This is a genomic window from Xenophilus arseniciresistens (assembly GCF_028023875.1).
In the GTDB taxonomy this organism is placed as follows: domain Bacteria; phylum Pseudomonadota; class Gammaproteobacteria; order Burkholderiales; family Burkholderiaceae_C; genus Xenophilus; species Xenophilus arseniciresistens.
In genome coordinates, this window is the sequence record NZ_JAQIPB010000003.1 from 529,764 (window position 1) to 545,421 (window position 15,658).

A 15,658-nucleotide genomic window follows, 5' to 3' on the forward strand; every position below is an offset into this window, starting at 1 on the left:
CGGTGCGAGCGCCTTCGGGCGGCCGGGCGGCGCTCATGGGAACACCACCACCTGCCGGATCGCCTCGCCCGCATGCAGCCGGTCGAAACCCTCGTTGATCTCATCGAGCGTGAGGCGCCCGCTCATCAGCCGGTTCACGGGCATGCGCCCGCGCTGGTAGAGCGCCACGAAGCGCGGGATGTCGCGCGTGGGCACGCAGGTGCCGATGTAGCTGCCCTTGATGGTGCGCTCCTCACCCACCAGGTTGACGATGGGCAGGCCGAAGGCCGCGTTCGGCGGCGGCAGTCCGGCGGTGGTGGTGGTGCCGCCGCGGCGGGTGATGCGGTAGGCCGTCTCGAAGGCGCGCACCGAGCCGGCGAACTCGAACACATGGTCCAGCCCGCCACCGGTGGCTGCGCGCACCTTGTCCACGCATTCGGGGTCGGCGCCGTCGAAGGCCAGCGTCGCGCCCATGGCCAGCGCCTGCTCGCGCTTGGCGGGCGACAGGTCGATGGCGACGACCTCGCGCGCGCCGGCCGCCACGGCGCCGATCACGGCCGCCAGCCCGACGCCGCCCAGGCCCAGCACCGCCACGCTCTGGCCCGCGCGCACCTGCGCCGTGTTGACGACCGCACCCACGCCGGTGAGCACGGCACAGCCGAAGAGCGCGGCCTCGTCGAAGGGCAGCGCGGGGTCGAGCTTGACCAGCGAGCGGCGCGACACCACCGCATGCTCGGCAAAGGCCGAGCAGCCCAGGTGGTGGTTGACGACGCCACCGTCGCCGTCCGCCAGCCGCCGGGCGCCCGACAGCAGGGTGCCGGCGCCGTTGGCCGCCGCGCCGGGTTCGCACAGCGCGGGCCGCCCTTCGCTGCAGGGCATGCAGTGCCCGCAGCTGGGCACGAAGACCAGCGCGACGTGGTCGCCCACGGCCAGGTCATGGACCCCCTCGCCCAGCGCCATCACTTCGCCGGCGGCCTCATGGCCCAGGGCCATGGGCAGCGGGCGCGGGCGGTCGCCGTTGATCACCGAAAGGTCCGAATGGCACAGGCCGGCCGCGCGAATGCGCACCAGCACCTCGTCGCGGCCCGGCGGCGCCAGCTCGACCTCCTCGATGGACAGGGGCTTCGATTCGGCATAGGGGTGGGGAAGGCCGGCCTGGCGCAGCACCGCGACACGGGTTTTCATGGCATGGCTCCTACGAACATCTTTTCCGTCTGCATGTCGCGGAAGGTGAAGGGGATGCCGCCCACGCCCAGGCCCGACTCGCGCAGGCCGGCAAAGGGCATCCAGTCGACGCGAAAGGCGGTGTGGTCGTTGATCATCACGGTGGAGGCATCAAGGCGGGAATAGGCGCGCATGGCGGTGGCATGGTCGCGCGTGAAAACGGCGGCGTGGAAGGCCACGGGTAGCGCGTTGGCGCGTGCGATCGCCTCGTCCATGTCGTCATAGGCGTAGACGCACACGACCGGGCCGAAGACTTCCTGCGTCGACACCCTGGCCCCGGCCGGAGGCTCGAGCAGCACGGTCGGCGCGTAGCAGCCATGCGCCAGCGGCGTGCCGCCGCACAGCAGCCGGGCGCCGCCCTGAACCGCCTCTCGCACCCAGTCATCGACGCGCTCGACGTCGCGCTGGCGGATCAGCGGCCCGACCTCGGTGACCGCCAGCGTGGGGTCGCCCACCTTCATGGCACCGGCCAGGTCCGCGATGCGCCGCGCGAGTTCAGCCGCGACCGAGCGGTGGGCGAAGATGCGCTGCACCGACACGCACACCTGCCCTGCGTGATAGAAGGCGCCCTTGGCCAGCCGGGGAACGGCCGCGTCCAGGTCGGCGTCGGCGGCCACCACCACGGGCGCAACGCCGCCATGCTCCAGCGCACAGCGCACGCCCGGCGCCAGTTTGGAGCGCAGCATCCAGCCCACGCGGCCGCTGCCGATGAAGCTGAAGAAGCCGATCCGCGCATCGGCCACCAGCCGGGTGGCCAGCGCCGTGTCCTCGATGATCAGCGGCTGGCACCACTCGCGCGGCAGGCCGGCCTCGCGCAGGATCTCGACGAACTGCAGGCACGACAGCGGCGTCTCGGCCGCGGGCTTGACGATCACCGGGCAGCCGGCCGCCAGCGCCGGCCCCACCTGGTGCACGATCAGGTTCAGCGGATGGTTGAAGGCGCTCACCGCCAGCACCACGCCCACGGGTTCGCGCACGGTGAAGGCCACGCGGCCGGCCGAAGCGGCGTTGATGTTCATCGGCACGCCGTGCCAGACCTCGGAGCGCAGCAGCTCGGCGCAGTTCTGCACGCCGTCGATCGCGCGCGCCACCTCCACCTGCGAATCGAGCAGCGGCTTGCCGCCCTCGCGCGCGGCCTCCAGGGCCAGCTCGTCGGCGCGCTCCTCCATCAGGCGCACGGCCTTGCGCAGGATCTCGATGCGCCGCGTCGGCGACAGCCAGGCATCGCGGTTGCGGAACAGCGCCTGCGCCGTCGCCAGCGCCTGCTCCACCTGCTCCTCGCCTGCCGTGGGGAGTGTGGCCAGCAGCTCGCCGCCGTAGGGCGAGCGCACTTCCAGCAGCCTGTTCATCATCACAGCGGCGAGGTCAGCGCCTTCAGGCGGTTGGTGAGCTTCATGTTCTCGCCATAGTCCACCTGGCAGTCGATCACCACCACCGTGTCGTCGGCGATGGCCTGCTTGAGCGTGGGCAGCAGGTCTTCGGCACGCTGGACGCGGTAGCCCTTGGCGCCGAAGCTCTCGGCGTACTTCACGAAGTCCGGGTTGTTGAAGGAGATGTGGCTGGGCCGCCCGAAGTGGCGCAGCTGGTGCCAGGTGATCAGGCCGTACTCGGAGTCGTTCCAGATCAGGATCACGATGGCGGTCTTCATGCGAAGCGCGGTCTCGATCTCCTGCGAGTTCATCATGAAGCCGGCGTCGCCCGTCACGGCGACCACCGTGCGATCGGGATGCACCAGCTTGGCCGCGATCGCGCCGGGCACCGCGATGCCCATGGCCGCGAAGCCGTTGGAGATGATGCAGGTGTTGGGCCGCTCGGCCCGGTACATGCGGCTCATCCACATCTTGTGGGCGCCCACGTCGGAAATGGCGATGTCCTCCGGGCCCAGGGCCTCGCGCAGGTCCCACACGATCTTCTGCGGCTTGATGGGGAAGGCGTCGTCCGTCGAATGCTCGGCGCGGTCCTGCTCGATGGCCCGGCGCACCGCGCCGAAGGGTACCGCGGGCTGCGGCTTGGCCTTGAGCGCGATCGAGCGCAGCGAGTTGGAGATGTCGCCCAGCACGCCCACGGCGACGATGTAGCGTTCGTCGACCTCGGCCGCCAGGCCGTCGATGTGGATGATGGTCTTGTCGCCATTGGGGTTCCACATGTCGGGGTGGTACTCGACCATGTCGTAGCCCACGCAGATCACCACGTCGGCCTTCTCGAAGGCGAACCACGGCAGGTCGCGCGCCTTCAGGCCGATGGTGCCCAGCGACACCGGGTTGGTGAAGGGCACCACACCCTTGGCCATGAAGGTGTTGGCCACCGGGATGTGCAGCATCTCGGCAAAGGTGACCAGCGCGTTATCGGCACCCTGGCGGATGACGCCGTTGCCGGCCAGGATCACGGGCGCCTTGGCGGCGCTGATCAGCTCGGCGGCGCGCTCGAGCTTGGCGGCCGGCGCATGTGCCGTGTAGGCGGTCTGCACGCGGATGGGCTGCTTGCCGGCCGGCACCTCCATCTCGGCCACGTTCTCGGGGAAGTCGATGAAGGCGGCACCGGGCTTTTCGGCCTGCGCGACCTTGAAGGCCTTGCGCACCACCTCTGACACGATCTCGGGCGCAAGGATCTGGGTCGCGTACTTGGTGATCGGCTTGAACAGGCTGACCTGGTCGAGGATCTGGTGGCTTTCCTTGTGCAGCCGGGTGGTGGCGCCCTGGCCGGCGATGGCCACCACGGGCGCGCGGTCCATGTTGGCATCGGCCACGCCGGTGATCAGGTTGGTGGCGCCGGGGCCGAGCGTGGACATGCACACGCCCGCGCGGCCGGTCAGGCGGCCGTACACGTCGGCCATGAAGGCGGCGCCCTGCTCGTGGTGGCAGGTCACGAAGGTGATGGGGCTGTCCAGCAGCGCGTCCATCACGTCGATGTTTTCCTCGCCCGGAATGCCGAAGATGTATTCGACGCCTTCGTTTTCCAGGGCCTTGACAAAGAGTTGAGCGGCTTTCATGGGGTGACTCCCAGGTCTTTCTTGTTCAGCGTTCGTGCTGCAGGTATTGCGGCTGCTTGGGCAGGCGCAGGCTGACGATCAGGGCGATCACCATCATGGCGGTGACGTACCAGAAGAATGTGGTTTCGTAGCCGATGGCCTTCAGGCCCAGCGCCACGTATTCGGCGGTTCCGCCGAACAGCGCGTTGCCGATGGCGTAGGCCAAACCGACGCCGAGCGCACGCACCTCGGGCGGGAACATCTCGGCCTTGACGATGCCGCTGATGGAGGTGTAGAGGCTGATGATCGCCAGTGCCGCCGTGACCAGCATGAAGGCCGTCGTGGGGCTGCTCGCGTAGCGCAGCGCGGTGAGGATGGGCACGGTCGCCAGCACGGCCAGGCTGCTGAACAGCAGCATGTTGTTGCGCCGGCCGATGCGGTCGGACAGCGCGCCGAAGACCGGCTGCAGGCACATGAAGACGAACAGCGCGCCGGTCATCACGTAGCTGGCGGTCTTGATGGGCAGGCCCACCGTGTTCACCAGGTACTTCTGCATGTAGGTGGTGAAGGTGTAGAAGATCAGCGAGCCGCCGGCCGTATAGCCCAGCACGGCCAGGAAGGCGCCGCGGTGGTTGCGCCACAGCCCGGCGATGGTGCCGGCCCCTTCGCTGGAGCGGGACTCTTCGCTCTGCGTCTCATGCAGCGTGCGGCGCAGCAGCAGCGCGACGATGGCCGCCAGCGCGCCGATGACGAAGGGGATGCGCCAGCCCCAGGCCTTGAGCTCGTCGGTGCTCAGCAGGGATTCGAGGATCACCATGACCAGCACGGCCGTCAGCTGTCCGCCGATCAGCGTCACGTACTGGAAGGAGGAGTAGAAGCCGCGGCGCCCGCGCATGGCGATCTCGCTCATGTAGGTGGCGGTGGTGCCGTACTCGCCGCCCACCGACAGGCCCTGGAACATGCGGCACAGCAGCAGCAGGAAGGGCGCCCATGCGCCGATCTGCGCGTAGGTGGGCAGCGCGGCGATGACGAGCGAGCCGCCGCACATCATCAGCACCGAGATCAGCATCGAGGTCTTGCGGCCCACCCGGTCGGCGATGCGGCCGAACAGCCAGCCGCCGATCGGCCGCATGAGGAAGCCCGCGGCGAACACGGCCGCGGTGTTGAGCAGCTGCACCGTCGGGTCGGCCTTGGGGAAGAAGGCCGGCGCGAAGTACAGCGCCGCAAAGGCGTAGACGTAGAAGTCGAACCACTCCACCAGGTTGCCCGAAGAGGCCGCCATGATGGAGAAGATGCGGTGGCGTTTTTCCGCCGCGGTGTAGCCGTCCGAGTCTGATGTGGACACGGGCACGGCGGAAGCAGTGTTGACGGTTGTCATCGATGTCTCCTGTGTCTGAACGGGATCAGTGGGGCCACAGGTGCGGCGTCTCGCGCCGCGTACCGACATGGCCTGGCGGCAGTGTGTTCAGGCACACGCGCGCTGTCGTCCGTAGTCGTCGGGCGACGGCCTCTGTAGTTGCACGCAGGGGAAAACCCGTAGCTCCGGGCGGTTTGAACGGCGCGCAGCGGCGCGCGCCCGGGGTCTGTCAGCCGATGCCCAGCACCGTCAGGGCGTGGATCAGCAGCCCCACCAGCCCGCCCACCAGCGTGCCGTTGATGCGGATGAACTGCAGGTCGCGGCCGATGTTGCGCTCGACCTCGCGCACCAGGGCATCGGTGTCCCAGGCGGCCACGCGTTCCTCGATGTAGCGGCGCCCGTCTTCGCGCCAGCGCTCGATCAGCGCCGGGGCGGCGCCGAGGATCTGTTCGTTGAGCCAGTGGCGCATGGCTTCGTCGGCTTCCAGCCGCCGGCCCAGCCCGGCCGCCAGCAGGCTCACGCGCTGGCGGATCGCCGAGTCCTCGTTGGCCGCCAGGTCGGCATCGAGCCAGTCGCGCAGCTGGCCCCACAGGCCCTGCAGATAGCCGGCCAGGGCCGGATGGGCCAGCAGCTCGTCGCGCCAGCGCTCGCCGCGCGCGATGAACCCGGGGTCATGCTGCAGGCGCTCGATGAAGGTGGCCATGAAGCGGTCGAAGCGCAGGCGCAGCGGGTGCCCGGGCGAAGCGGCCGTCTCGCCCAGCGTGCGCGCCACAGCGGCCACGATCTTGCGCGTGGCCAGCCGCGCGGCCACCTGGTCCAGGCCCACGTAGCGCAGCGCCTTCACCTCGCGGGCGATGGCGTCGGTCAACTGCTCCTGCAGCGCCTCGTCGTCCAGCAGCTCGGCCAGTTGGCCCAGCACCTCGTCGAGCAGCGCCTGGTGCCGCCCCTGGGCCGTGAGCGCGCCCAGCAGCTGGCCGGCCAGCGGCGCCACGTCGATGTGCCGCAGCCCGGCGCCGGCCGCGCGCGCCACGAAGTCGCGCACGCGCGCATCGTCCAGCGCGCCCAGCGCCAGCCGCACCAGCGCCACGGCCTGCGCGCCCAGCTGCTGCGCATGCGCGCTCTGCATGAGCCAGTGCGCGATGCGGCCGGCCGCATCGAAGCTGCGCAGCTTGGCCAGCACCTGCGGCGTGGCCAGGAAGTTGTCGCAGATGAAGTCGGCCAGGTTGCGGCCCAGCCGCGCCTTGCGCGCGGGCAGGATGGCCGTGTGCGGGATGGGCAGGCCCAGCGGGTGGCGAAACAGCGCCACCACCGCGAACCAGTCGGCCATGGCGCCCACCATCGCGGCCTCGGCGCCCGCGGCCAGCCAGCCCCAGCCCGCATGCGGATGGGCGCGCCCGCCCCACACGGCCAGCGCATACAGCAGCGCCGCGCCCGCCAGCAGGGCCAGCGCCACGCGCTTCATGCGCGCCGCGGGGTCGGTGGGGCCGGGGCTTCTTTCAGGCAATTTCGCGCGCAGTGGCCAGGCCCTGCACGAAGGCTTCGCAGCGGGCCAGTTGCGCCAGGCTCACGTATTCGTCGGGCTGGTGGGCCTGGGTGATGCTGCCGGGGCCGCAGACCACGGTGGGAATGCCCGCGCCGCGGAACAGGCCCGCTTCGGTGCCGAAGGCCACCAGCGTGGTGCCCGCCTCGCCCGACAGGCGCTGCGCGAGCTGCGTGATGGCGTCGCCGGCCGAGCCCTGGAAGGCCGGCACCTCGCAGGTGTTCTCGAAGGAGAAGCCGGTGCCGGGCGCCACGGCCTGCATGCGCGGCTCCAGCATGCGCGCGTACTGTTCCACCTCGCGCTGCAGGGCCTGCGCATCGACGGTGGGCAGGTTGCGGAATTCATAGCGGAACTCGGCATCGCGCGGCACCACGTTGTCGGCGATGCCGCCGTGGAACTGGCCCACGCTGGCGGTGGAAAAGGGCACGTCGAAGCCGGGGTAGCGCGGCTCGTTCGCCTCGAAGCCCTCGGCCATGTCGCGCACCTTGCCGATCACGCGCGCCGCCATCTCGATGGCGTTGACCGACTGCGGCGTGAGCGAGGAATGCGCCTCCTTGCCGCGCACGCAGCAGCGCCAGCGGTACACGCCCTTGTGCGCGATGGCCGGCACCATCAGCGTGGGCTCGCCCACCACGCAGGCCACGGGCCGGATGCCGGCCTCCTTCATGTCGGCGATCAGCTCGCGCACGCCGAAGCAGCCCACCTCCTCGTCGTAGCTCAGCGCCAGGTGCAGCGCGAAGGGCGCGTCGCTTTCCAGGAAGTGCCTGGCCTGCGCCAGCGCGATGCCGATGAAGCCCTTCATGTCGGCGCAGCCGCGGCCGTAGAGGCTGGGGCCTTCGGGGCCGTCCTGCACCAGGGCCGACAGCGGGTCCACCGTCCAGGCCTGGCCGTCCCAGGGCACGGTGTCGGTGTGGCCCGAGAGGATCACCCCGGCCGGCCGGCCCTCGCCCAGCGTGGCGAAGAGGTTGGCCTTGGTGCGTCCGGCGTTGTAGGTGATGCGACTGCTCACACCCAGGCTGGCCAGGTGCTCGCGCGCAAAGTCGATCAGTTGCAGGTTGCTGTTCGCGCTGACGGTGTTCATGCGCACCAGGGACTGGGCGAAGGCCAGGCCCTGGTCAGAAAGCGTGGGGAGCGTGGGGGTGGGCATGGCAACCATTGTGGGGCAAGGCCCGCGCCCGCCCTGCCTGCACGGGATTGGCGAGCGCACGGTCTCAACCCTTGTGCGGGCATCGGTATTGCTTCGCCTGGCAGCGCCCTCCGGCCCGGCCTAGACTCCCGTTCATGAAACTGATCGACACCATCGTCACCCAGGCCGCCGGCATTGCCGCGGTGCGGCGTGACCTGCACGCCCATCCCGAACTCGGCTACGAGGAAGTGCGCACCGCCGACGTGGTGGCGGCGCAGCTCACGCAGTGGGGCATTCCCATCCATCGCGGGCTGGGCAAGACCGGCGTGGTGGGCATCCTCAAGAACGGCAGCAGCGCGCGCGCCGTGGGCCTGCGCGCCGACATGGACGCCCTGCCCATCCAGGAGATCAACACCTTCGCCCATGCCAGCCGGCATGCCGGCAAGATGCACGCCTGCGGCCATGACGGCCACACGGCCATGCTGCTGGCCGCGGCGCAGCATCTGGCGAAGCACCGCAACTTCGACGGCACGGTGTACCTGATCTTCCAGCCGGCCGAGGAAGGCGGCGGCGGCGCCGACGCGATGATCAAGGACGGCCTGTTCGAGCGCTTCCCGATGGACGCGGTCTACGGCATGCACAACTGGCCCGGCATGAAGGCCGGCCAGCTGGCCGTCAGCCCCGGGCCGGCCATGGCCTCGGGCAACAAGTTCTACGTGACGGTGCGCGGCAAGGGCGGCCATGCGGCGCTGCCGCACACGGGCATCGACCCGGTGCCCATCGCCTGCGAACTGGTGCAGGCCTGGCAGACCATCGTCACGCGCAAGATGAAGCCCACCGATTCGGCCGTGATCTCGGTGACCACCATCCACGCGGGCGACACCAACAACGTGATCCCCAACGACTGCGAGCTGACCGGCACGGTGCGCACCTTCTCGATGGAGGTGCTGGATTTGATCGAATCGCGCATGCGCCAGATCGCCGAACACATCTGCGCGGCGCATGACGCCGAGTGCGATTTCCGCTTCGAGCGCTACTACCCGCCCACCATCAACACGCCGGCCGAGGCCGACTTCGCGCGCGAGGTGATGGCCGAAGTGGTGGGCCCGCAGAACGTGCTCAAACAGGAGGCGGCCATGACCTCCGAGGACTTCGCCTTCATGCTCCTGGCGCGCCCCGGCGCCTATGCCTTCATCGGCAACGGCGACGGCACGCACCGCGACGCGCTGCATGGCGAAGGCCCCTGCACCCTGCACAACCCCAGCTACGACTTCAACGACGACCTGATCCCGCTGGGCGCCACCATCTGGGTACGTCTGGCCGAGCGCTTCCTGGCCGAAGCGCCGGAGCGCTTTGTGCAGGGACGGCCGGAGCGCTTCAAATGATCGGCGTGGCCGAGGCCTTCAGCGACAGCTACGCGCTGGCCCGGCAGAAGTTCCTGCGCGGCTGCCTGGCGGCGGGCCTGGCGGTGGACTCCCAGCCCCTGCCGCTGCCCGGCGCGCAGGGCGAGCCGCTGGCGCTGGACGCCGCATTCGACGGCCCCGCCGATGCGCAGCGGCTGCTCATCGTGAGCAGCGCCTGCCACGGCGTCGAAGGCCACTGCGGCAGCGGCGTGCAGGCCTTTGCGCTGCACGACGACGAATGGCGCGCCAAGGCCCGCGACGCGGGCGTGGCCGTGCTGTACCTGCATGCGCTGAACCCGCACGGCTTCTCGCACGGGCGGCGCGTGACGCAGGAGAACGTGGACCTGAACCGCAACTTCGTGGACTTCGGCCACGCCCTGCCGGCCAACAAGGCCTATGCGCAGCTGCATGCGCTGCTGCTGCCGGCGCAGTGGCCGCCCTCGCCCGCCGACGAGGCCGAGATGGCCGCCTGGATGGCCCGCCACGGCGTGCAGGCCTTCCAGGCCGCGGTCTCGGGCGGGCAGTACCAGTTCGCCGACGGACTGTTCTTCGGCGGCCAGGCCGCCACCTGGAGCAACCGCACCCTGCGCACGCTGCTGCGCCGCCATGCGCGCAAGGCTTCGCGCATCGCCTGGATCGACCTGCACACCGGCCTGGGGCCCAACGGCCATGGCGAGCGCATCTTTGCCGGCCACAACGACGGCGCCGAGCTGGCCCGTGCGCGCGCCTGGTGGGACGGCGGCGGCAGCACGCCCGTGACCTCCATGTACGACGGCAGCTCCACCTCGGCCGAGCTGCGCGGCCTGATCATCAACGCGGCCTATGACGAGTGCCCGCAGGCGCAGATCACCAGCATCGCGCTGGAGTACGGCACCGAGCCGCTGCTGGAAGTGCTGGCCGCGCTGCGCGGCGACCACTGGCTGCACCTGCATCCCGAGGCCGCGCCCGAGTTGGCCGCCACCATCCGCCAGCGCATGCGCCAGGCCTTCTACACCGACACCGACGCCTGGAAAGGCCAGGTCATCAGCCAGGCGCGGCAGGCCATGTTCCAGGCGGTGGACGGGCTGGTCCGATGAGCATGCTCTCGCTCACCCCGCTGTCCGGACGCAGCTACGACGTCGACGTGTGGGGCAGCGTGGCCGACCCGCTGGACCGCGTGCAGGCCGCGCAGGCCTACGCGCAGAGCCTGGAAGCGCAGCTGGGCGGGCCCGAGGCGCTGATGCGCTGCTTCCTGGCGGCGCAGTCCGAAGAGAAAGCGCAGCAAGGCGCAGACAAAAGCCCTGCCAGCAAGGATGCGCAGGCCTGGGTGCGGGCGCACCGCCATGCGGCGCATGTGGCCGAGCGATTCATGCAGGCCCAGCCGCCGCCGGCCTTCGTGCTGCAGCCCAAGCCCGGCCACGCCGCGGCCTGAGCGCGCGCAGGGCCTTGGCTTACGCGAGCCTTTGCTGCTCGCGCTGCTGCGCGATCACCAGCAGCCCGTCCATGATCAGGCTCTCGACCAGCTCGAAGCTGCCGATCATCGACGGCGCCATCTTCCAGCCCGCGCCGCCGGCCATGTAGCACACGGGCTCGGCGCCGCAATGCTGGCGCAGGTGCTGCACCATGCGCTCCACGGCGCCGGCGATGGCGTAGGTGCCGCCGCTGGTGAGCGCATCGCTGGTGTTGGTGGGAAAGATCTGCACCTCGCCCGTGGGCACGTGCAGGCCGGCCGTGCCCGATTCGAGCGCGCGCAGCATGATGCCGTGGCCCGGCAGGATCAGCCCGCCCAGGAAGCGGCCTTCGGCGTCGATCGCCTCCACCGTCACGGCCGTGCCCACCAGCACCACGATGATGGGCCGCGGCGCGGCGCCGGCCTGCGCGGCCAGCATGCGGTGGCGCGCGCCGATCATCGCCACGAAGCGGTCTGCGCCCAGGCGCGTGGGATGGTCGTAGCCGTTGACGATGCCGGCCTCGGCCACGCTGGAGACGGCCCAGCGCGGCGAGAAGTCGAAAGCCTCGGCGATCTGCTCCTCGGCCCGGCGCCGCACATGCTCGCCGGCCACCACGCAGCCCAGCATGGCCGTGGGCGTGACGGGCAGCTCGGCCCAGGGCCCTTCGGCCAGGCGGTCGATGTGGTCCAGGAACTCGGCGCCATGCGCCAGCAGCGGCGCACCGGGTTCGCCGCGCGCATAGAGCGACCATTTCAGGCGGGTATTGCCAATGTCGATGGCCAGGAGGGCGCGATCAGGGCTTTGCTGCTGCATGCGCGCGATTATTCACCCTGGCCCGGGCCGGGCCAGCCGGGGGCTGTCGCCTGCGCGGGAGGACTTGTTCACGGCTTCTCAGCAATCCATCTGCTGCGCCGCCTGCTTGAAGGCCGCCACGAAGTCGGCGGCCACGCCATCGCGCGGTGCGCCGCGGCGCGTGACGGCGAACAGGTCCAGGTGCACGGCCGGCTCCACCAGCATCGAGACGCTGAGCCCGTGGCGCAGGCACTCCTCCAGCACGAACGAAGGCACCACGCCATGGCCCAGGCCCGCCTCCACCATGGCGATCAGGGTGCCTAAAAAGTTCATCGCCGTGCGGTTCTCGTTGCGGGCCCGGCCGCGCGGCAGGTGCGCTTCCACCAGCGCCTGGATGGGGTTGCCGGGCGGCAGGCACACCAGCGGCAGGCCGGCCAGGCTGCGCCAGGGGCGGCTGAGGGCCAGGCCCGGGGGCGCCGTGCCCGGTGGGCTGATGCACATCAGCCTGAAGCGGCGCACCGAATCGCGCACCAGCCCCACCGCGGGCTTGACGAAGAAGCCCAGGCCGATGTCGGCCTCGCCGGCCAACAGGTTCTGCCGCACCAGGCCCACGTCGCCGTCGGCCACATGCACGCGCACGTGCGGATGGGTGTGGCCGAACTGGCGGATCACGCGCGGCAGCAGGCTGGTGGCCACGATGGGCGTGGCCGCCACGTTCAGGCGCGAGCGGATCGCGGCTTCGGAGCCGCGCACGGCTTCATCGAGGTCGCGCAGCTGCTCGACCACGCGCTCGGCGAAGGGCACCAGGCGCCGGCCCGCATCGGTCAGGGTCAGCGAGCGCGTGGTGCGCTCGAACAGGCGCGCGCCCACCTGCTGCTCCAGCTCCTTGACCAGCATGCTCACGCCCGACGGCGACAGATGCACGCGCTCGGCCGCGCGGGCAAAGCTCTGGTGGCGGCAGATCTCGAGGAAGGCCAGCAGTTGCCGGCTGCTGACATTGATCAATTTCGCTGATGAATTCACCAAAATGTTCCGTTTGATTCAACGCAGGGAAGCGGTTGAAATTCTCCGTCAAGGATGTCCGGGTCCGCATGCCCGCCGCGCACGCCTCGCGCAGGACATCCGCCACCGCCAAGGAGACACCATGAACCGCCTTCCGACTTCCATCGGCGCGAGCGCCGCGGCCGCCGTTTCCCGCCGCCAGGCGCTGCTTGCCGGCGCGGCGGCGCTGACGCTGGGCCCCGCCGGCCTGGCCCGCGCCGCAGACAGCCAGGCCCCGGTGCGCCTGCTGGTGCCCTTCACGCCGGGCACGGGCATCGACCTGATCGCGCGCCTGGCAGGCCCGGCCCTGTCGCAGCGCCTGAAGCGCCCCTTCTTCGTGGACAACAAGCCCGGCGCCTCGGGCAACATCGGCACGCAGGAAGTGGTGCGCGCCACGCCCGACGGCAGCACCCTGCTGGTGACCGTGAACACGGTGGTGATGAACGCGGCCCTGTACCCCAAGCTGGGCTTCGATCCGGTCAAGGACCTCGCACCCATCAGCCTCACGAGCTGGGGCCAGCTGCTGCTGGTGGCCACCCCGCGCGTGAAGTTCGATTCGCTCACCGGCCTGATGGACTTCGCGAAGAAGAACCCCGGCGTGCTGAACTACGGCTCGCCGGGCGCGGGCACGCCGCACCACCTGGCCATGGAGCTGCTCAAGAGCCGCGGCAAGGTCTCGCTCACGCACATCAGCTACCGCGGCACTGCGCCGGCCGTCACCGACCTGCTGGGCGGCCAGATCGACGTGATGTTCCTGCCCATCCACGTGGCCCTGCAGCACATCAAGGCCGGCAAGCTCAAGGCGCTGGCGATCAGCTCCGACAAGCCCTCGCCGCTGCTGCCCGAGGTGCCGCCGCTGAACACGCTGAAGATCGGCGACCTGAACGTGGACATGTGGTACGGCATCTTCGCGCCCGCCGGCACGCCCGAGTCCTTCATCCAGCGCGTGAACGAGGAGCTGCGCCTGATCCTGCGCGAACCCGAGGTGGCCAAGGCCTTCGAGGCGCAGGGCATGACGCCCGCCCACAGCACGCCGCAGGAGTTCCAGCGCCTGGTGCAGGCCGACGCGCGGCGCTGGGGCGAGCTGATCCGCACGCAGGGCATCACCGCCGAATAAGCCTTCCTCATGACATCCCCTGAAGACACACGCACCGTGACCCCCTCCTCCCAACAGCCCGGTACCTCGACCCACGATGCCGAAGTGATCATCGTCGGCGGCGGCCCCGTCGGCATGGGCCTGGCCATCGAGCTGGGCCAGCGCAACATCCGCTGCATCGTGGTCGAGCGCTACGAGCAGCCGCAACCCATCCCCAAGGGTCAGAACCTGACCCAGCGCACGATGGAGCACTTCCATGCCTGGCAGGCCGAAAAGGAGCTGCGCGCCGCGCGCACCATCCCGCCCGAATACGGCATCGGCGGCCTGACGGCGCACGGCACGCTGCTGGGCCCCTATTCCTACGACTGGCTGCAGCGCGACCTGGTCAAGCCCTACTACTACACGGCCAACGAGCGCCTGCCCCAGTACGCGACCGAAGCCGTGCTGCGCGCACGCGCGGCGCAGCTGCCCTCGGTGCAGCTGCTGACGGGTCATGACGCGGTGGAAGTGGCACAGGACGAGCAGGGCGTCTCGGTGCAGGTGGCGCCGCGCGGCGAGGCCGGCGGGCAAGCCCCCCGCGTGCTGCGCGCGGCCTACGCCGTGGGCTGCGACGGCGCGCGCTCACGGGTGCGCGAGCAGTCGGGCATCACGCAGACGCGCACCGACCACGACCGCCTGATGGTGCTGCTGGTGTTCCGCTCCACCGGGCTGCACGAGCTGCTGGCGCGCTTTCCGGGCAAGAGCTACTACAACGTGCTGCAGAGCGAACTCAAGGGCTACTGGAAGTTCTTCGGCCGCGTGGACCTGGGCAGCACCTGGTTCTTCCACGCGCCGGTGCCGCCCGGCACCACGGCTGAGAACTTCGACTTCAAGGCCTACGTGCAGGAAGCCGTGGGCGCGCCCTTCGACGTGGACTTCGAGCACATCGGCTTCTGGGACCTGCGCTTCATGCTGGCCGACCGCTACCGCCAGGGCCGCGTGTTCGTGGCCGGCGACGCCGCGCACAGCCACCCGCCCTATGGCGGCTACGGCGTGAACTCGGGCCTGGAAGATGCGCGCAACCTGGGCTGGAAGCTGGCCGCCGCGCTGCAGGGCTGGGGCGGCGAGGCGCTGCTCGATTCCTACGACGCCGAGCGCCGGCCGGTGTTCCGCTCCACCATCGACGACTTCATCGCCAAGTCCATCGAAACCGACCGCCAGTTCCTCGAAAGCCACGACCCGGCGCGCGACCGCGAGGCCTTCGAGGCCGCCTGGCATGCGCGCGCGCATGGCGCCGTGGGCGAGGTGCATGCCTTCGAGCCGCACTACGAAGGCTCGCCCGTGGTGGGGCAGGAAGAAGGCCAGGCTGCGGCCGTGTGCAGCGCCAAAGGCTCGCACCGCTTTGATGCGCGCGCCGGCCATCACCTGGCGCCCGCGCTGCTGCCCGATGGGCGCAATGTGTTCGAGGCTTTCGGTGCGGGCTACACGCTGCTGGCGATGGGCGCCGATCCGGCTTCGGTGCAGCGCTTTGCGGCCGCGGCGCAGCAGGCCGGGCTGCCGCTGACCGTGGTCCAGACCCAAGCCCAGGGCGAAGCCGCGCGCTACGAAGCCCCGCTGGTGCTGGTGCGCCCCGATGCCTTCGTGGCCTGGGTGGGCCATTCGGTGGAAGTGGACGAAGGCACGGTGCAGGCGGTGCTGCAGCGCGTGCAGGGACGCTGAGCCC

Annotated in this window: 13 protein-coding genes; 5 read left to right on the forward strand and 8 right to left on the reverse strand. The window is 70.4% G+C overall.

Annotation, left to right across the window (positions count from 1 at the left end; genetic code table 11):
• Positions 1 to 33 precede the first annotated feature (33 nt).
• The 6 genes from PGB34_RS11130 to argE all read right to left on the reverse strand — a co-directional run bounded on the left by PGB34_RS11130 (position 34) and on the right by argE (position 8,215).
• On the reverse strand, positions 34 to 1,164 hold the full coding sequence (locus PGB34_RS11130) for a zinc-dependent alcohol dehydrogenase family protein (RefSeq protein WP_271428139.1): 1,131 nt from the start codon (positions 1,162 to 1,164) through the stop codon (positions 34 to 36).
• A complete protein-coding gene (locus tag PGB34_RS11135; protein ID WP_271428140.1) occupies positions 1,161 to 2,555 on the reverse strand; it encodes an aldehyde dehydrogenase family protein in 1,395 nt (464 codons plus the stop codon). Before PGB34_RS11135 ends, PGB34_RS11130 begins: the two co-directional genes overlap by 4 nt.
• The gene (locus tag PGB34_RS11140; protein ID WP_271428141.1) at positions 2,555 to 4,192 is read right to left on the reverse strand and encodes an acetolactate synthase large subunit; all 1,638 of its coding nucleotides are present in this window, start codon (positions 4,190 to 4,192) and stop codon (positions 2,555 to 2,557) included. Before PGB34_RS11140 ends, PGB34_RS11135 begins: the two co-directional genes overlap by 1 nt.
• A 25-nt stretch (positions 4,193 to 4,217) precedes the next feature.
• Entirely contained in the window at positions 4,218 to 5,549 is a 1,332-nt protein-coding gene (locus PGB34_RS11145) for an MFS family transporter (protein WP_271428142.1), read from the reverse strand.
• A gap of 208 nt (positions 5,550 to 5,757) precedes the next feature.
• On the reverse strand, positions 5,758 to 7,032 hold the full coding sequence (locus PGB34_RS11150) for a DUF445 domain-containing protein (protein ID WP_271428143.1): 1,275 nt from the start codon (positions 7,030 to 7,032) through the stop codon (positions 5,758 to 5,760).
• Positions 7,025 to 8,215, reverse strand: a complete 1,191-nt coding sequence (gene argE / locus PGB34_RS11155) for an acetylornithine deacetylase (RefSeq protein WP_271428144.1) — start codon at positions 8,213 to 8,215, stop codon at positions 7,025 to 7,027. The genes PGB34_RS11150 and argE overlap by 8 nt, the downstream gene beginning before the upstream one ends.
• A 134-nt stretch (positions 8,216 to 8,349) precedes the next feature.
• Between argE and PGB34_RS11160 the strand changes: the two genes are divergently transcribed.
• From PGB34_RS11160 to PGB34_RS11170, 3 genes are read left to right on the forward strand one after another with little or no spacing between them, the layout of a single operon-like run.
• Entirely contained in the window at positions 8,350 to 9,579 is a 1,230-nt protein-coding gene (locus PGB34_RS11160) for a M20 aminoacylase family protein (RefSeq protein WP_271428145.1), read from the forward strand.
• Positions 9,576 to 10,673: a M14 family metallopeptidase gene (locus tag PGB34_RS11165; protein ID WP_271428146.1), complete on the forward strand. Its 1,098-nt coding sequence runs from the start codon at positions 9,576 to 9,578 to the stop codon at positions 10,671 to 10,673. The genes PGB34_RS11160 and PGB34_RS11165 overlap by 4 nt, the downstream gene beginning before the upstream one ends.
• Positions 10,670 to 11,008: a hypothetical protein gene (locus PGB34_RS11170; protein ID WP_271428147.1), complete on the forward strand. Its 339-nt coding sequence runs from the start codon at positions 10,670 to 10,672 to the stop codon at positions 11,006 to 11,008. The genes PGB34_RS11165 and PGB34_RS11170 overlap by 4 nt, the downstream gene beginning before the upstream one ends.
• Before the next feature lie 19 nt (positions 11,009 to 11,027).
• Here the strand turns inward: PGB34_RS11170 and PGB34_RS11175 are convergent, their stop codons facing one another.
• On the reverse strand, positions 11,028 to 11,840 hold the full coding sequence (locus PGB34_RS11175; RefSeq protein WP_271428148.1) for a type III pantothenate kinase: 813 nt from the start codon (positions 11,838 to 11,840) through the stop codon (positions 11,028 to 11,030).
• Between the two features lie 78 nt (positions 11,841 to 11,918).
• On the reverse strand, positions 11,919 to 12,824 hold the full coding sequence (locus PGB34_RS11180) for a LysR family transcriptional regulator (protein ID WP_271428149.1): 906 nt from the start codon (positions 12,822 to 12,824) through the stop codon (positions 11,919 to 11,921).
• 139 nt (positions 12,825 to 12,963) lie between these two features.
• On the opposite strand from PGB34_RS11180, the gene PGB34_RS11185 reads away from it, so the two are divergent.
• Entirely contained in the window at positions 12,964 to 13,977 is a 1,014-nt protein-coding gene (locus PGB34_RS11185) for a tripartite tricarboxylate transporter substrate binding protein (protein WP_271428150.1), read from the forward strand.
• Positions 13,978 to 13,986: 9 nt separating this feature from the next.
• Positions 13,987 to 15,654 carry an FAD-dependent monooxygenase gene (locus PGB34_RS11190; RefSeq protein ID WP_408647864.1) on the forward strand — a complete coding sequence of 556 codons (1,668 nt, stop codon included), beginning with the start codon at positions 13,987 to 13,989 and terminating at the stop codon, positions 15,652 to 15,654.
• Positions 15,655 to 15,658 lie beyond the last annotated feature (4 nt).

What these genes read in the sequence shown, in the direction of transcription:
- PGB34_RS11160 (WP_271428145.1), top strand. Translation starts at nt 8,350, where the DNA reads ATGAAACTGATCGACACCATCGTCACCCAGGCCGCCGGCATTGCCGCG.
- PGB34_RS11135 (WP_271428140.1), bottom strand. Translation starts at nt 2,555, where the DNA reads ATGATGAACAGGCTGCTGGAAGTGCGCTCGCCCTACGGCGGCGAGCTG.
- PGB34_RS11185 (WP_271428150.1), top strand. Translation starts at nt 12,964, where the DNA reads ATGAACCGCCTTCCGACTTCCATCGGCGCGAGCGCCGCGGCCGCCGTT.
- PGB34_RS11130 (WP_271428139.1), bottom strand. Translation starts at nt 1,164, where the DNA reads ATGAAAACCCGTGTCGCGGTGCTGCGCCAGGCCGGCCTTCCCCACCCC.
- argE (WP_271428144.1), bottom strand. Translation starts at nt 8,215, where the DNA reads ATGCCCACCCCCACGCTCCCCACGCTTTCTGACCAGGGCCTGGCCTTC.
- PGB34_RS11175 (WP_271428148.1), bottom strand. Translation starts at nt 11,840, where the DNA reads ATGCAGCAGCAAAGCCCTGATCGCGCCCTCCTGGCCATCGACATTGGC.
- PGB34_RS11170 (WP_271428147.1), top strand. Translation starts at nt 10,670, where the DNA reads ATGAGCATGCTCTCGCTCACCCCGCTGTCCGGACGCAGCTACGACGTC.
- PGB34_RS11165 (WP_271428146.1), top strand. Translation starts at nt 9,576, where the DNA reads ATGATCGGCGTGGCCGAGGCCTTCAGCGACAGCTACGCGCTGGCCCGG.
- PGB34_RS11140 (WP_271428141.1), bottom strand. Translation starts at nt 4,192, where the DNA reads ATGAAAGCCGCTCAACTCTTTGTCAAGGCCCTGGAAAACGAAGGCGTC.
- PGB34_RS11190 (WP_408647864.1), top strand. Translation starts at nt 13,987, where the DNA reads ATGACATCCCCTGAAGACACACGCACCGTGACCCCCTCCTCCCAACAG.
- PGB34_RS11145 (WP_271428142.1), bottom strand. Translation starts at nt 5,549, where the DNA reads ATGACAACCGTCAACACTGCTTCCGCCGTGCCCGTGTCCACATCAGAC.